Annotated in this window: 10 protein-coding genes, 3 pseudogenes and 1 other annotated feature; of the genes and pseudogenes, 8 read left to right on the top strand and 5 right to left on the bottom strand. The window is 64.2% G+C overall.

Annotation, left to right across the window (positions count from 1 at the left end):
• The coding region (locus ACXJKQ_RS20545) for a transposase (RefSeq protein ID WP_457107571.1) at positions 1 to 177 on the bottom strand (177 nt) is incomplete at its 3' end.
• A 528-nt stretch (positions 178 to 705) separates the two neighbouring features.
• Between ACXJKQ_RS20545 and ACXJKQ_RS20540 the strand changes: the two genes are divergently transcribed.
• Positions 706 to 1,719: an IS110 family RNA-guided transposase gene (locus tag ACXJKQ_RS20540; protein ID WP_457107569.1), complete on the top strand. Its 1,014-nt coding sequence runs from the start codon at positions 706 to 708 to the stop codon at positions 1,717 to 1,719.
• A 298-nt stretch (positions 1,720 to 2,017) separates the two neighbouring features.
• On the opposite strand, the pseudogene ACXJKQ_RS20535 reads toward ACXJKQ_RS20540, so the two are convergent.
• From ACXJKQ_RS20535 to ACXJKQ_RS20525, 3 pseudogenes are all read right to left on the bottom strand, one after another.
• Positions 2,018 to 2,209: pseudogene (locus tag ACXJKQ_RS20535) on the bottom strand (IS3 family transposase); the annotation flags it as partial.
• Positions 2,188 to 2,284, bottom strand: a sequence feature (AL1L pseudoknot). It overlaps the preceding pseudogene by 22 nt.
• Positions 2,216 to 2,565 (bottom strand): annotated as a pseudogene (locus tag ACXJKQ_RS20530) (transposase); the annotation flags it as partial. (Overlaps the previous feature by 69 nt.)
• A gap of 42 nt (positions 2,566 to 2,607) precedes the next feature.
• Positions 2,608 to 2,943 (bottom strand): annotated as a pseudogene (locus ACXJKQ_RS20525) (transposase); the annotation flags it as partial.
• A 354-nt stretch (positions 2,944 to 3,297) separates the two neighbouring features.
• On the opposite strand from ACXJKQ_RS20525, the gene ACXJKQ_RS20520 reads away from it, so the two are divergent.
• The 3 genes from ACXJKQ_RS20520 to ACXJKQ_RS20510 all read left to right on the top strand — a co-directional run bounded on the left by ACXJKQ_RS20520 (position 3,298) and on the right by ACXJKQ_RS20510 (position 5,548).
• On the top strand, positions 3,298 to 3,516 hold the full coding sequence (locus tag ACXJKQ_RS20520) for a hypothetical protein (protein ID WP_457107568.1): 219 nt from the start codon (positions 3,298 to 3,300) through the stop codon (positions 3,514 to 3,516).
• A gap of 403 nt (positions 3,517 to 3,919) precedes the next feature.
• Positions 3,920 to 4,354 (top strand): L,D-transpeptidase, encoded by a 435-nt coding sequence (locus ACXJKQ_RS20515; protein ID WP_457107567.1) that lies wholly within the window; start codon positions 3,920 to 3,922, stop codon positions 4,352 to 4,354.
• A gap of 129 nt (positions 4,355 to 4,483) precedes the next feature.
• Positions 4,484 to 5,548, top strand: a complete 1,065-nt coding sequence (locus ACXJKQ_RS20510; protein WP_457107566.1) for a lytic transglycosylase domain-containing protein — start codon at positions 4,484 to 4,486, stop codon at positions 5,546 to 5,548.
• Positions 5,549 to 6,355: 807 nt separating this feature from the next.
• Here ACXJKQ_RS20510 and ACXJKQ_RS20505 read toward each other — a convergent pair.
• Positions 6,356 to 6,568, bottom strand: coding sequence for a tautomerase family protein (locus tag ACXJKQ_RS20505; RefSeq protein WP_457107565.1), 213 nt, complete (start codon positions 6,566 to 6,568; stop codon positions 6,356 to 6,358).
• 165 nt (positions 6,569 to 6,733) lie between these two features.
• Between ACXJKQ_RS20505 and ACXJKQ_RS20500 the strand changes: the two genes are divergently transcribed.
• The 4 genes from ACXJKQ_RS20500 to ACXJKQ_RS20485 all read left to right on the top strand — a co-directional run bounded on the left by ACXJKQ_RS20500 (position 6,734) and on the right by ACXJKQ_RS20485 (position 13,069).
• Complete coding sequence (locus tag ACXJKQ_RS20500; protein ID WP_457107564.1) at positions 6,734 to 8,299, top strand: winged helix-turn-helix domain-containing tetratricopeptide repeat protein; 1,566 nt, start codon at positions 6,734 to 6,736, stop codon at positions 8,297 to 8,299.
• Positions 8,300 to 8,731: 432 nt separating this feature from the next.
• Complete coding sequence (locus ACXJKQ_RS20495) at positions 8,732 to 10,021, top strand: cystathionine gamma-synthase family protein (RefSeq protein ID WP_457107563.1); 1,290 nt, start codon at positions 8,732 to 8,734, stop codon at positions 10,019 to 10,021.
• 782 nt (positions 10,022 to 10,803) lie between these two features.
• On the top strand, positions 10,804 to 11,805 hold the full coding sequence (locus ACXJKQ_RS20490) for an SDR family oxidoreductase (protein ID WP_457107562.1): 1,002 nt from the start codon (positions 10,804 to 10,806) through the stop codon (positions 11,803 to 11,805).
• A gap of 85 nt (positions 11,806 to 11,890) precedes the next feature.
• Positions 11,891 to 13,069 (top strand): zinc-dependent alcohol dehydrogenase, encoded by a 1,179-nt coding sequence (locus ACXJKQ_RS20485; protein WP_457107561.1) that lies wholly within the window; start codon positions 11,891 to 11,893, stop codon positions 13,067 to 13,069.
• The last annotated feature ends 18 nt before the right edge of the window (positions 13,070 to 13,087 follow it).

Here is a 13,087-nt window from a genome sequence, read left to right as displayed (position 1 = left end):
TGCGGCCCGCCACCAAGGACCAAGATCCTCCGGAATGGCCCGCCATTTCGCCCCGTTCTGATGCCGCCAGAGAATGGCCGAGAGTGTGCGTTGCAGGTCCTGCGGTGGCGTCTTGGCCTTCGGACGGCACGCCTCGACCAGCGGCTCCAGCTCAGACCATTGCGCGTCGCTCAGCATCATCCCTCCTGCCTTGGAGAGACGAAAACGCAAGCCCCGCCAGTCCGTTCAGGCGACGACAGGCCCTAGTCCGAGTACGTCCGCATGGAGTTCACTGCCCTGCGGAGCCAGGCCAAGGAACTCGTCAAGGCGGCCCCGTCTGCCAAGGCGGCCTAATCAGATCTGTCACCTCCACCCTCTGCGCCTCGGACTGAGGCGCAGAGGATTTCTGTGACATGGGCAGTAGCGCAGTGGCGCGTCGGCGTGGTGCCCAGACTTGGGCGCCGATGAAGGAAGCTGCCCCTGGCGCTGCGCAGCCGAGCGAGAACATTGCCGTTCTCATGTCGTCCGGCGCACCTGAGATGCTGCCGATCGACAGAGACGCGCAGGGGCACCCACCCGACGCTCCAGTCTTGGTGGAGGCCTTGGCCTCCATCCACGACAAAGCCTCGGTCGATGTGGCGACTGAACTGATGCGGTGGATGCCCCCCACCGACCGGCATCTCGTATGCCTGACGGTTGTATCGGAACCGATCATAGGGGTCATCGATGACGACGATCAGCATGTTGGCAGTCGATCTGTCGAAGGGCAGCTTTCAGGTCTGCGCCGTAGGTCCGGACGGGACGGTTCTCTATAACCACGCGCTGTCGCGCTCTCGATTTGCCGCACTTCTTGCCGATCAACCGGCCTGCGTCGTGGCGATGGAAGCTTGTGCGACGTCGCATCACTGGGGTCGTGTGGCCCAGAAGAGCGGTCACGAGGTCCGGCTGGTGCCGGCGGTCTACGTGAAGCCGTTCGTCAAACGCCAGAAGAACGATCGTGCAGACGCGGAGGCGATCGCCGAGGCGGCCGCGCGCCCGAGGATGCGCTTCGTGGCGGTGAAGAGCGCCGAGACGCAGGGCCGCGCGGTGGCGTTCCGGACTCATCAGTGTCTGGTCCGTCAGCGCACGCAGCTGATCAACGCGCTACGCGGCCATCTGGCCGAGTTCGGCGTCGTCGCTCCGAAGGGGCCGGCAACCCTCAAGGTGCTGGAAGAGGCTCTAGCCGACAAGGGCGCCGATCTGCCCGTCGCGGTGCGAGCGATGGGGACTATCTATCTCGACCAGATCGCGGGGCTGACGCAGGTGATCGAGCGGCTGGCCGACGAGCTGGAGACGGCCTCGCGGACGGACACTGATCTGCGACGCCTATGCACGATCCCGGGGATTGGCCCGGTAACCGCAGGGGCCGTCGCCGCCTTCGCTCCCTATCTCGACACGTTCGACAGCGGACGCAACTTCGCCGCCTTGCTCGGTCTCGTGCCGCGGCAGCGATCCACGGGCGGCAAGGCCAAGCTCGGTTCCGTCAGCAAGATGGGCCAGACCGATATCCGACGGCTGCTCATCATCGGGGCCATGAGCGTGATCCGCTGGGTGTTTCGCAAGGGCGGGAGCGCGAACCGCTGGCTCGCGACCCTCGTCACGCGCAAACCGAAGATGGTCGCGGCGGTCGCGCTCGCCAACAAGTTGGCGCGGATGATCTGGGCCGTGACGACGAAGCAGGAAGATTACCGGATGGCGTGACCGGAGCCCCGAGCGGGCGAAGGCACGTCGTGGCCGCGAGGCCGGGGCAAGCGATCGACGAGGAGTAGGCGACACGGACTTCGAAGTTCAAGGCCGGGACATTCAGACCCGGGGCTCGAGCGCATGCAGCTATCTGAACCGATGTGAACCCAGCCTTCCGAACAGCATACCGGCCCGTGGAGTCATCGAAGGCCACATCGTGAGGCCTGACACACGTCCGATCGAAGACCCCGCCGAAACCTCAAAGATCATGCTTGCCAAACAGGGGGCATCCACACACGCCTCGGGTTTTCCGGAGGCGATTTGGTTTGGATAATGCAGCCAAGGCTTGCACCTCGATTTGGGCATAGTAGCGCGCTTCGGCTTCAGCGGGAGGCACGTTGCCGATCGGTTCGAGCAGCCGACGGTGATTGAACCAATCCACCCATGCGAGGGTGGCGAACTCGACGGCTTCGAACGACCGCCACGGGTCATGCCGATGGATGACCTCGGTCCCGCGGTGATCGTCGATAAAGGCGATCATCGCTTGAACGTGCGGTCGAGCTCTGCCTGGGCAAAATACACCGATGATTTTCTCAGGATCTCGTTGGCTTGCCGGAGTTCACGGTTCTCCCGCTCTAGCGCCTTGATCCGCTCGCGCTCGTCCGTCGTCGGGCCCGCTCGTTGGCCCTGGTCCCGCTCGGCCTGGCGTACCCAATTCCGCAGCGTCTCGCCCGAGCAGCCGATCTTGGCAGCAATCGAGCGGATCGCCCCCTACTGGGAATCATGCTCGCCCTGGTGTTCCAACACCATCCGCACAGCGCGTTCACGAACCTCAGGGGAAAAGGGTGGGGTTCGCTTCGTCATGGCTCCATCCTCGCAAGAGTCGGGGCCTCCGGAAAACCCGGCACGGTTCAAGTCGGCAATGGTCTTGAAGTCGGGGGCGAGGCGGCCGGTCAGCCACATCAGCTCGACGTTGCGGCCGGCCTCACGCTCCAGACGGCGGCTGGAGGCGCCTTGGTTGAGGTAGCCGTAGAGGTAGAGCTTCAGCAGTGTCGCGGGATGATAGCCGGGCCGACCCGTCGCGGCCGGCATCACACCGGCAAAACCAAGGGCCGCGAGATCGAGTTCGTCCACGAATAGGTCGACGACACGAACCGGATTGTCTTCGGATACGAAGTCGTCCAGGCGATCCGGTAGCAGCGTGACTTGATGAAGATCCGTACCTCTAACGAACCGCGTCATACAAGCCTCCACCGTTACGCAGAGACTACCAGAACCACAGCGTTTTCACACAGCCTCGGTGGCGAACGGAAGTTGGATCAGCGCCTGGAGACAGACCTTCGGCTTAGCGCCCAACCCAGCCATTCAGCTGGCTGTCACGACGTCCCATTAGCGGACGCTGCCAACTGTGATCGGCCATTTGAATATAGGTGGCATACGGAATGTCGCGCAGTGTTGCCGCTGGGGGCAATCGGCGGCGCTGGTCCCCGTTGCAAAGCTCTCGATACAACTTTGCGCGATGGCGTCCGGAACCTTGGCTTTAAGGACCGATTATATCGACGCGGCCACACTTGGTGTTTCAGTCGGAGACGAACGATGCACGTTGACAAGCTGCTGATTGCATCGTGCATGCTCACGACAGCTGGCGCGAACCTGGCCTCCGCCCAGTTCGTCGATCCCTTCAAGGTTTTGGAAGAGGCGAAACGTGATCGCCTGGAGCTGGATAAGCGGCTTGCACGTGAAGCGGCGGAACGGCGGCAAAAGGACCAGGCAGAGCAAGCCGCGAAGCTGAACGCGCAGCGCAAGCTCGATTAATAAAAATCTGCGGCGTTGAGTACTGCTCCTGCATTCGCGTCAATAGAACAGGCTTCGGCTTCCCAGAATCCTGCACTTAGCCCCGAACTGTGCAACCCGCCCGCTGCATCCGGCAATGTTGTAGGTGGAACCTTCGAAGCTAGCCAGACGAGGATCCCGGCGGCTCCCGAGATTGTGGCAGTTGTAGCTGCCCCGCCGGAGCCGGCGGATAGCACTACCCACAGTACACTCATCCCAAATCCGAGCACTCGTCCTCCGAGCACAACTGACGGACCGGAGGTGCCAATCTCGGCAATCCTGGCTCCCGATCCTCTGAACGCCCCCCTGGTGCCTCCGGACCCCGCCCGGAACACCGCCCGCTGGCGAGGTCACGAGGCCCGCTGTTGCAGCTCCGGCACGCGTAATGATCACGGTCGACAAGGCCGCTCAGCGCATGCGGGTGACGGTTGACGGAAAGGTCCGGTACTCCTGGGCGGTCTCAACGGCACGAGCGCCGTACAGGACGCCGGCAGGCACGTTCCGCCCCCTGTGGTTGGCAAAGGTGCACTACTCCAAGGAGTGGGATGACGCCCTGATGCCCTACTCCATCTTCTTCACAGCTGCTGGGCACGCCATCCACAGCAGCCGCGCGATACGACAGCTCGGGCGACCAGCGTCGCACGGATGCGTCCGACTTGCGCCGTCCCATGCTGCCGCGCTGTTCACGCTTGTGCGCGCTGAGGGGGCGGGCACGACCAAGGTCGTGGTCACCAATGGCGAGGTGGCAGGAAGAGCAGCACGGGGCCGCACAGCCGACGTGCGTGCTCATCATAGGCCGCGCTCATCGTCTGATATTTAGCCAGGTTGGACCCGGTGGTGGCCTGACCAAGTAGTAGGGCGGCTCTGTGCATGCCCGCGCGGCCATAGAGCACGTCAACGCGCAACGGAGCTCAATTCCCGTGGGACGCGTTACAGCCGCGTCCTGATCATGCCGAAGCTGCTCCTCACACCAGCGGTCGCGCTCAGCGCCGTCGTTCTCGCGACGCCTACCTGCGCTGGGCCTTCTGAGAGCTCGAGCGAGACCGTGGAGCAGGCGCTCTGCCGCCTCATCGAGGACTCCGCTAAGACCCGCGGCCTGCCGGTGCCGTTTCTAACTCGGCTGATCTGGCGCGAGAGCAGCTTCCGCGTCGGCGTCGTGAGCCCAACTGGGGCGCAGGGGGTGGCGCAGTTCATGCCAGGGACCGCGCTGGAGCGTGGCCTGCTCGACCCGTTCGACCCTGAACAGGCGATCCCGCACGCAGCGCATCTTCTAGTCGACCTCAAGCGCCACTTCGGCAATCTTGGGCTCGCAGCTGCGGCCTACAACGGTGGGGCGCAGCGTGTAACGAACTGGCTATCGGGCAGCGGCGACCTGCCGGCTGAGACCCGCGCCTCCGTGCACTGGATCACCGGCAGCCCGGCCGAGGAGTGGCGCGGCGGCACGGGCAACGAGGCTGGCCCACCGGAGGCCAAGCGTACGGGTGAACAGAACAAGCTCAGCAAGTCCGCCGAAGAGTCGCAAAAGGCCAGTCCGCCTGAGGTAGCTGCCGCCAAATCGAACGATCAAGAGCGCAAGGTCAGCGCCGCGGGGAAACCGAGAGCCGCGCGTCAGGAGCCGCCGCAAACCTGCTTGCAAGTGACCGCAGCTCTTCGGATCCCGTCCCGGGCTGACCGCTTCGCCGAGCGCCCCCCCTCGGGCAACGACCGGTATGCCCGCGGTCACGGTACCAGCCCTGTCGAGAAGCCAGTCCCGCCGCCTTGGGGACCCTGGGGCATTCAGCTGGCGGCCAACTTCTCCAAGGCGCTTGCCTTGCGGACCTTCTCACAAGCGCAGGCGACATACGCCAACGTTATTGGTCAGACGCGCCCGATGGTCATCGGCACGCGACTGCGCAGCCGAGGGACGCAAGCGTTCTGCCGGATCCGCATACCGGCTGAGAGCCGGGAGCAGGCTGACGCGCTATGTTCTAAGATCCACACCGTGGGTGGTGCCTGTATCGTTCTAAAAACATGAGCACTCGATTTCAGTGGTTTGTGGAACGTTGCGGGAGTGCGTCTAATGATTGTGAAGTAGCATGTAGATGCGCCTCAGGGCCTCAACAATCTCAATTGGCGATGCTGCCTCAGCCCCACGCAGCTTTCCTAGCTGGAAGTTAGAAATATGGATCACGGGTTTGCCCATGTCAGCGGCAGGCCTCCTCCAAAGTGGACCAGCGGCTTCCGGCCGGTCGCTGGATCGCCGGTGCGCGCTGGACCGGACGTTCGGCTTTGCGCCCATCCCAGCCATTCAAGGGACCCCGAACACTCCTCGATAGAGGACATTTAGCGTGACGGCTGCGATGTCGAGCCATCCGAATAAGTTTTTGGTTGTGGAGCGTTGTTGGAGCGCGTCTGATGATCGTGAAGCAGCACGTGGATGCGTCTCATAGCTTTAACGACCTCGATGGCCAGCGCTCGCTCAGCCTCGCGTAGAGGTTCCTTCCGGAGGTCAGAGAGACGGATTTCCGCCGAATGCAGGAGATTTGTGCTCTCACTGACGTAGCCGTCGCATTCGCCAAGGCTGATCGGCCGAGTTTTTTGAGTGCCCATGTTATATTCTCCCGAATACAATCTGGCATGTCGCTGCAATCTCTTTCGAAGGGATGCTGTCCTCCGTGAATTCGGCACGCGCTTCGGATCGCGCGTGCACAGAGTTTGGATCTGAACGCTCTGCGCGCGTCGAGCGGCGATCGAGGCAGCAAGGCTCTATGCACGAGATGTTTGGCATCTCCGAGGCGCTGCAGATCGGACTTCAGTCTACAGTGATCCAGATCTTGGAGCTTTAGGACCGCAGTGCCTTCACGTCTTCGGTGGTGAGGCCTTTGCCGCCAATGCCCCAGTTACCGCTGCGGAGTTCCTGTATGCGTACCCAGGTCACTCCACGCATTGCTTCGCCCTCAATTGCGACCATGGCGTCGGTGACCTTCTCGATCATGTCTCTCTTTTGGTCCGCCGAGAAGACGCCTTCGATCAACTGGATATCGACGAGTGGCATGGCTGTGTTCCTTCGTGTCGGCCCCGCTAGAGCCGTGGCTTGCAAGCACAGTCCTAACCTGGCTTCCTAAGCTGAAGCTTGGAGGCGGTCTGGAGAAATCGAGGAGAGTTCGTGGAGATGTGCTAGCTTCTGCCGCTGCACGCGCCCGCCCAGGGAGGGCCTGCGATGCTTTACCTCTTCGACGCGTTCGAACTCGACGCTGACCAGCTCGAATTGCGCCGCAACGGTGTGATCGTACCGGTCGAACGGCAAGTATTCGCTGTGCTTCACGTTCTCCTTGAGAAACGCGAACGTGTGGTCACTAAGGAGGAGCTTGTCGAGAAAGTATGGAGTGGCCGGTTCGTCTCCGATTCCGCCGTTTCAAGCCGCGTTAAGTCAGCTCGTCACGCCCTTGGGGACGATGGGAAGGATCAACGTTTCATTCGCACCCTGCACGGTCAGGGCTTCCGCTTCGTCGCAGACGTCAGGATCGTTGCCCCTCAATGCATGATGCAGCTGACTGAGCCCAGGTTGGAGCAAGCGCCGTTGAGGCCTGCTGGGCAGGCCAAGCCGTCAATCGCCGTCTTTCCGTTCCGGCTCATCGGTGCCGCCGACCTGCACTCGGCCTTTGGCGATGCTGTTGCTCACGATCTGATCACCGAGTTGGCCCGATTGCGGTGGCTCTTCGTCATCGCTCGTGGCTCGTCGTTCCGCTTCGGGCCTGATGACCTCGATGTCTGCGGTGCCGGCCAGATGCTCAACGCGGGCTATACTCTTTCAGGCCTTGTCGAGGCTTTCGCGAGTACAGTGACGATCGTAGTTGAACTGACAGATGTAAGAACCGGCGGCATCCTTTGGGCGGACCGTTTTTCGGACCGGATCGACAACATTCACTCAGCCCGAGCTCGTATCACTGCAAATCTTATCGCGGCGCTCGAGATCCAGATTCCATTGAACGAGGCAGCGGTCGCGAGCCTGACTGCGCCGAACTATCTGGATGCATGGTCCGCCTACCATCTTGGTCTCAGGCACCTGCATCGGTTCAACAGCCAGGATAACGCAGCTGCGGCCGCACTCTTCAGACGCGCCATCGGCCTTGAACCTGGGTTCGCACGGGCCAGTGCAGGCCTGTCCTCAACGCACTTCCAGAGTGCGTTCCTACGTTACTCGGGAGACCCGAACGGGGATGCAAAAGCCGCTAGGCACTTTGCTGAACGCAGTGTGGAATTAGATGCGCTCGACCCGTTCGCCAACTTCACGATGGGTCGGGCGTTCTGGCTCACGGGCGAGGTTGAGCGCAGCTTTCCCTGGCTGGAGCGATCCACAGCGCTCAGCCCCAACTATGCGCAAGGCTTCTATGCCCGAGCTTGGGCCGATGCGATTTCCGAGCGAGCGCTCGACGGGGGCGAGCATGTCGATTTGGCGATGTCCCTCAGTCCCTTGGACCCATTTCTCTACGCAATGTTGGCAACCCGAGCTCTCACCTGCCTGATTCGGGGTGATACCGCGGAGGCGGCCGTCTGGGCTGACAGAGCAGCGCGCTCACCCGGTGCTCACGTGTTGATCTCGCTCATTGCTGTTGTCGTCCACTCGTTGAACAAAGATCCTCAGCGCGCCAGAGCCTGGGTCGAAGATGTGCACAGCCGCCGCCGCGACATCTCTCAGGCTCACTTCTTCGCTGCGTTTCCATTCGGGGATGGCGAACTTCGCCGTCGCATGGCAGAGGTCTTGGCGGAAAACGGCTTTTTCTAATCTCGGCGCCGTCTATGCCGCCGGCAGCCGCCAGTTTTCGCTCGCCGTGCAAGCCATTTTGAGTGACGCCAATCCTGGATCGCCTGTGAAATATCGATAGCCAAATTGTCGGCTTCCTTATTTGTCACCAGAAATTCGCCCCCTGAGCTCCTGACAGATTGAGTTTGCAGCCATCGTACTGGTGACTTTCCGTTCCGCTGGAGCAGACAAGGGTTTCGACCACTGTGGTGTTCAAGCCGCTGTCCGCAGCGTTGGCTACCAGCGGCTTTCGGCCAAGAGGAGGCGTGCGCCGCGTGCCTGGGGCACTGCGAGGCCGTCGCAACGTTTTGAAGCAGGCGCGGCTATGTCATGCTTCTTCGTCCGCAGAACCGGTTTCAAAGCGCAGCCGGGTTACGCAGCCCCGGGCTGGTGCCGTGTCGGAACGAGGCCAGCATGTCCGATGATCGCTACCACAAGAAGGCGCTTGGCAACCGCCCGCTCCATCCCGAAACCCTGATGCTCGGCTATGGCTACGATCCAGCCCTATCCGAGGGCGCAGTGAAGCCGCCGGTCTTCCTCACATCGACCTTCGTCTTCACCTCGGCCGAGCACGGCAAGGCCTTCTTCGACTACGTCTCCGGGCGGCGCGAACCCCCGGTGGGCGCGGCGGCGGGGCTCGTCTACTCGCGCTTCAATCATCCGAACAGCGAGATCGTCGAGGATCGGCTAGCCGTGTTCGAGGAGGCCGAGGCCGCGCTGGTCTTCTCCTCGGGCATGTCGGCGATCGCGACCACGATCCTGGCCTTCGCGCGGCCCGGCGACGCGATCCTGCACTCGCAGCCACTCTACGGAGGCACTGAGACGCTCATCTCCAAGACCTTGGCGGGTTTCGGAATCGCGCCATTCGGCTTCGCCGATGGAACCGACCCGGCGAACGTGCGCGCCGCGGCCAACCAAGCCGCTGAGGCCGGACGCGTCAGCGTCGTCGTGATCGAGACACCTTCGAACCCGCTCAACACCCTCGTCGATCTCAGCCTGATCCGCGAGGTCGCCGACGAGATCGGCGCCCGGCAGGGCGGTGAGGCTCCGGTCGTGGTCTGCGACAACACCCTCCTCGGTCCCCTCTTCCAGCACCCACTGCGCCACGGCGCCGACATCTCGGTGTACTCGCTGACGAAATACGTCGGCGGCCACTCCGACCTGATCGCCGGCGCTGCTCTCGGCTCAGCAGCGCGGATAAGGCCGGTGCGACTGCTGCGCTCAGCCATCGGGACGGGTCTCGACCCGCATTCCTGCTGGATGCTCGGGCGGTCGCTCGAAACCCTGACGCTGCGGATGGGGGCTGCCAACCGCAATGGCGAGATCGTCGGCCGCATGCTGGCTGCGCATCCGAAGGTGGCGGGCCTTCATCACCTCGCGCATCTGGAGCCCGGATCGAAGCAGGCTCAGGTCTATGCCGCCCAATGCGCGGCGCCGGGTTCGACATTCTCGTTCGACATCGTCGGCGGCGAGGCGGAGGCATTCCAAGTCCTCAACGCTCTTCAACTGTTCAAGCTCGCCGTTAGCCTAGGCGGCACGGAGTCGCTCGCCAGCCACCCGGCCTCCACGACCCATTCAGGCGTGCCGAAAGCCGTCCGTGATCGCCTTGGCATAGCGGATGCGACGATCAGGGTGTCGATCGGGATCGAGCATCCCGACGATCTAGTCGCCGATCTCGCCGCGGCCCTCGCTGTCCTCGGCTGAGCGGCGCTCAACCCGCGTGGCATGCGATCCTTCGGCAACGCCGTCCGAGTGGCGCGACCTGAGCCAGAACCGACTTTGAGACTTTCTCAAAGGCGGACCTTCGGCATTGCGCCCATCACGGCCGTTCAGCCAACTCCGGCGCGCTCTCCGAAGCGGACACTCCAGCTGCTCAGCCTTCAAGTCCAAGAAGCACCCATCCGCCTCGAACGACGCCGCTCCCCGCGAGCAACAGTGCTTGTCGCGCCGAACGGTCCCAGCATCATTTAGGACGAGGACGGCCAAGAGGCGGCGTGGCGGGCATGCGGCGCCTGGGAGGAGCGGCTTCGCAAGGTCGCGGAGACAAGCGACCGGGCCAGCGATGCCCTTGAGCCAGGGGGCAACGCGTGCGGGCACACGACACAGAACCGTTGAGCCCAGGCTGGGTTTCAGTCGCGGCCGGTTCGTAGGGATGCGCCCCTTCGTCCCGGACGCGCCCAGGCGGATGCCTGTCCGCGGCGGAGCGGCGCGCAATCGCGGCGGAGCCCACGCTTCCACCGTCACGCCCGGCGGGGGTCACGGTGGCTGAGAGGCAGGGCGCCGGCGGCGCCACGGCCAAGGAGGCCGACGTAAAGGCGAGCCAAGCGGGCGAGTCTCCCACCGCGCCTGCCCGTCGACCCAGGCCGAGCTCGGCAACGGAGTGGGCGGGCCGGACACGCGGGAAAGCGTCCACGGGCGCAACGCTTCGGCGTCTGGCGCGTACCCTCGACGGGCCTCTTCCAGGGCCGGCGAGGAGCGAACCGAGCATGATGCATAAGCCCCTGCGCGAGCAGGTCATCGTGGTCACGGGCGCGTCGAGCGGCATCGGACTCGCCACGGCGCGCATGGCCGCGGAGCGTGGCGCCCGCGTGATGCTCGCCGCCCGCAGCGGGGAGGTCCTGGCTCAAGTCGCCAACGAGCTCGGCCCTAAGGCCGACTTCGTCGTGGCCGACGTGGGTCGTCGCGCCGACGTCCAGGCCATCGCTGACAAGGCCGTGGCGACGTTCGGCGGCTTTGACACCTGGGTCAACGTCGCCGGCCTGACCGTCTACGGGCCCTTGCGCGAAATCGCCTACGAGGACCACGAGCGCCTGATCCAGACCAACCTCTGGGGTACGGTGAACGGCTCGCTCGTCGCCGTTGAACACCTGCGCCAGCGTGGAGGCGCGCTGATCAACGCCGGCAGCATCGCGTCCGACCTCGCCTTCCCGTTCCAGGGGCTCTACGCGACCTCCAAGCACGGGGTGAAGGGCTTCACCGACACCCTGCGCATGGAGCTCATCGCCGATGGCGCACCGGTCTCGGTCACCCTGGTGAAGCCCGCCTCTATCGACACGCCGCTGCCGCAACGCGCCCGCAACTACATGGACCGCGAGCCCACCCTGCCGCCGCCGATCTACCCGCCTGAGGAAGTGGCCAACGCCATCCTGCACGCCGCCGTGCACCCGCAGCGGGATATCTTCGTGGGCGGCGGCGGCAAGGCGTTCGTTATGGGCAAGCAGTTCGCGCCCGGCGCCTACGACGAGCTCGCCCCGGCCATCATCGCCTTGCAGAAGCGGTCCGAGTGCCCACGGGACCCGCGAGGCGCCCTCCATGCGCCCCGGCATGCCGGTGCGGTCCGGGGCGACCCGCCGGTCTACGTCATGCGCACCAGCGCCTACACGCGAGCCACCCTGCACCCGCTCGCGACCGCCGGCGTGCTCGCCGCCGGCCTGGCCGCCACGGCCGCCGTGATCCTCGGCACCCGGCCCTGGCCGCGCCGGCGCTGACGAAGGGGCTAGACCGCGGCCGAACCCGAACGGCGTCCGGCGCTTCTCCCCGATACCGAAACCCTACGAATGGAAGTAACCGACCATGAAAGCACTCACGTGGCAGAGCCGGGGCAAGATCACCTGCGAGACGGTGCCGGACCCGAAGATCGAGCACGGGCGCGACGTCATCATCAAGGTCACCGCCTGCGCGATCTGCGGCTCCGACCTGCACTTGATGGGCGGGTTCATGCCGACCATGGAATGCGGCGACGTCCTCGGCCACGAGACCATGGGCGAGGTCATCGAGGTCGGGCGTGACAACCACAAGCTCAAGGTCGGCGACCGCATCGTGGTGCCCTTCACCATCTGCTGCGGCGAATGCCGCCAGTGCCAGTGGGGCAACTGGAGCTGCTGCGAGCGCACCAACCCGAACGGCAAGCTCCAGGCCGAAACCTACGGCTACCCGCTCGCCGGCCTGTTCGGGTTTTCCCACATCACCGGAGGATTCGCCGGCGGCCAGGCTGAGTACCTGCGGGTGCCCTACGCTGACGTCGGCCCCATCGTGGTGCCTGAGAGCCTTACCGACGAGCAGGTGCTGTTCCTCAGCGACATTTTCCCGACCGCCTATCAGGCCGCCGAGCATTGCGACATCGGACCGGAGGATACGGTGGCGATCTGGGGTTGCGGCCCGGTCGGCGTGCTCGCGGTCAAGTGCTGCCTGATGCTGGGCGCCAAGCGGGTCATATCCATCGACAGCGTGCCCGAGCGCCTGGCGCTCGCCCGGGAAGCCGGCGCCGAGACTATCGACCTGTCCAAGGAGAAAGTGCAGGACACGCTCATGGAGATGACCCACGGCCTCGGCCCGGACTCGGTCATCGAGGCGGTCGGCATGGAGTCGCACGGAGCCGACACCACGCTCCAGAAGGTGTCCTCCGCCATCATGGAGCACACGGTCAGCCTAGAACGACCCTTCGCGCTCAACCAGGCGATCCTGGCCTGCCGTCCGGGCGGTAATGTCTCGATGCCCGGCGTCTTCGCCGGTCCGGTCGGTCCCGTCGCCCTCGGCGTCCTGATGAACAAGGGCCTGACCCTGAAGACCGGCCAGACCCACATGGTCCGCTACATGAAGCCGCTGCTGGAGCGCATCCAGAACGGCGAGATCGACCCGTCCTTCATCATCAGCCACCGCTCAACGAACCTGGAGGATGGCCCGGCGCTGTACGACATGTTCCGGGACAAGAAGGACAGCTGCACCAAGGTCGTGTTCAAGCCGCACGGCTGACGCCGCCCAGGTCAGGGC

The organism is Methylobacterium sp. P5_C11 (genome assembly GCF_054049775.1).
The sequence above is the reverse complement of the archived record's forward strand: the minus strand, read 5'-3'. Positions and strand labels throughout refer to the sequence as shown.

Bases quoted from the DNA above. Each gene is read 5' to 3' on its own strand.
- ACXJKQ_RS20540 (WP_457107569.1), top strand. From the start codon at position 706: ATGACGACGATCAGCATGTTGGCAGTCGATCTGTCGAAGGGCAGCTTT.
- ACXJKQ_RS20520 (WP_457107568.1), top strand. From the start codon at position 3,298: ATGCACGTTGACAAGCTGCTGATTGCATCGTGCATGCTCACGACAGCT.
- ACXJKQ_RS20515 (WP_457107567.1), top strand. From the start codon at position 3,920: ATGATCACGGTCGACAAGGCCGCTCAGCGCATGCGGGTGACGGTTGAC.
- ACXJKQ_RS20510 (WP_457107566.1), top strand. From the start codon at position 4,484: ATGCCGAAGCTGCTCCTCACACCAGCGGTCGCGCTCAGCGCCGTCGTT.
- ACXJKQ_RS20505 (WP_457107565.1), bottom strand. From the start codon at position 6,568: ATGCCACTCGTCGATATCCAGTTGATCGAAGGCGTCTTCTCGGCGGAC.
- ACXJKQ_RS20500 (WP_457107564.1), top strand. From the start codon at position 6,734: ATGCTTTACCTCTTCGACGCGTTCGAACTCGACGCTGACCAGCTCGAA.
- ACXJKQ_RS20495 (WP_457107563.1), top strand. From the start codon at position 8,732: ATGTCCGATGATCGCTACCACAAGAAGGCGCTTGGCAACCGCCCGCTC.
- ACXJKQ_RS20490 (WP_457107562.1), top strand. From the start codon at position 10,804: ATGATGCATAAGCCCCTGCGCGAGCAGGTCATCGTGGTCACGGGCGCG.
- ACXJKQ_RS20485 (WP_457107561.1), top strand. From the start codon at position 11,891: ATGAAAGCACTCACGTGGCAGAGCCGGGGCAAGATCACCTGCGAGACG.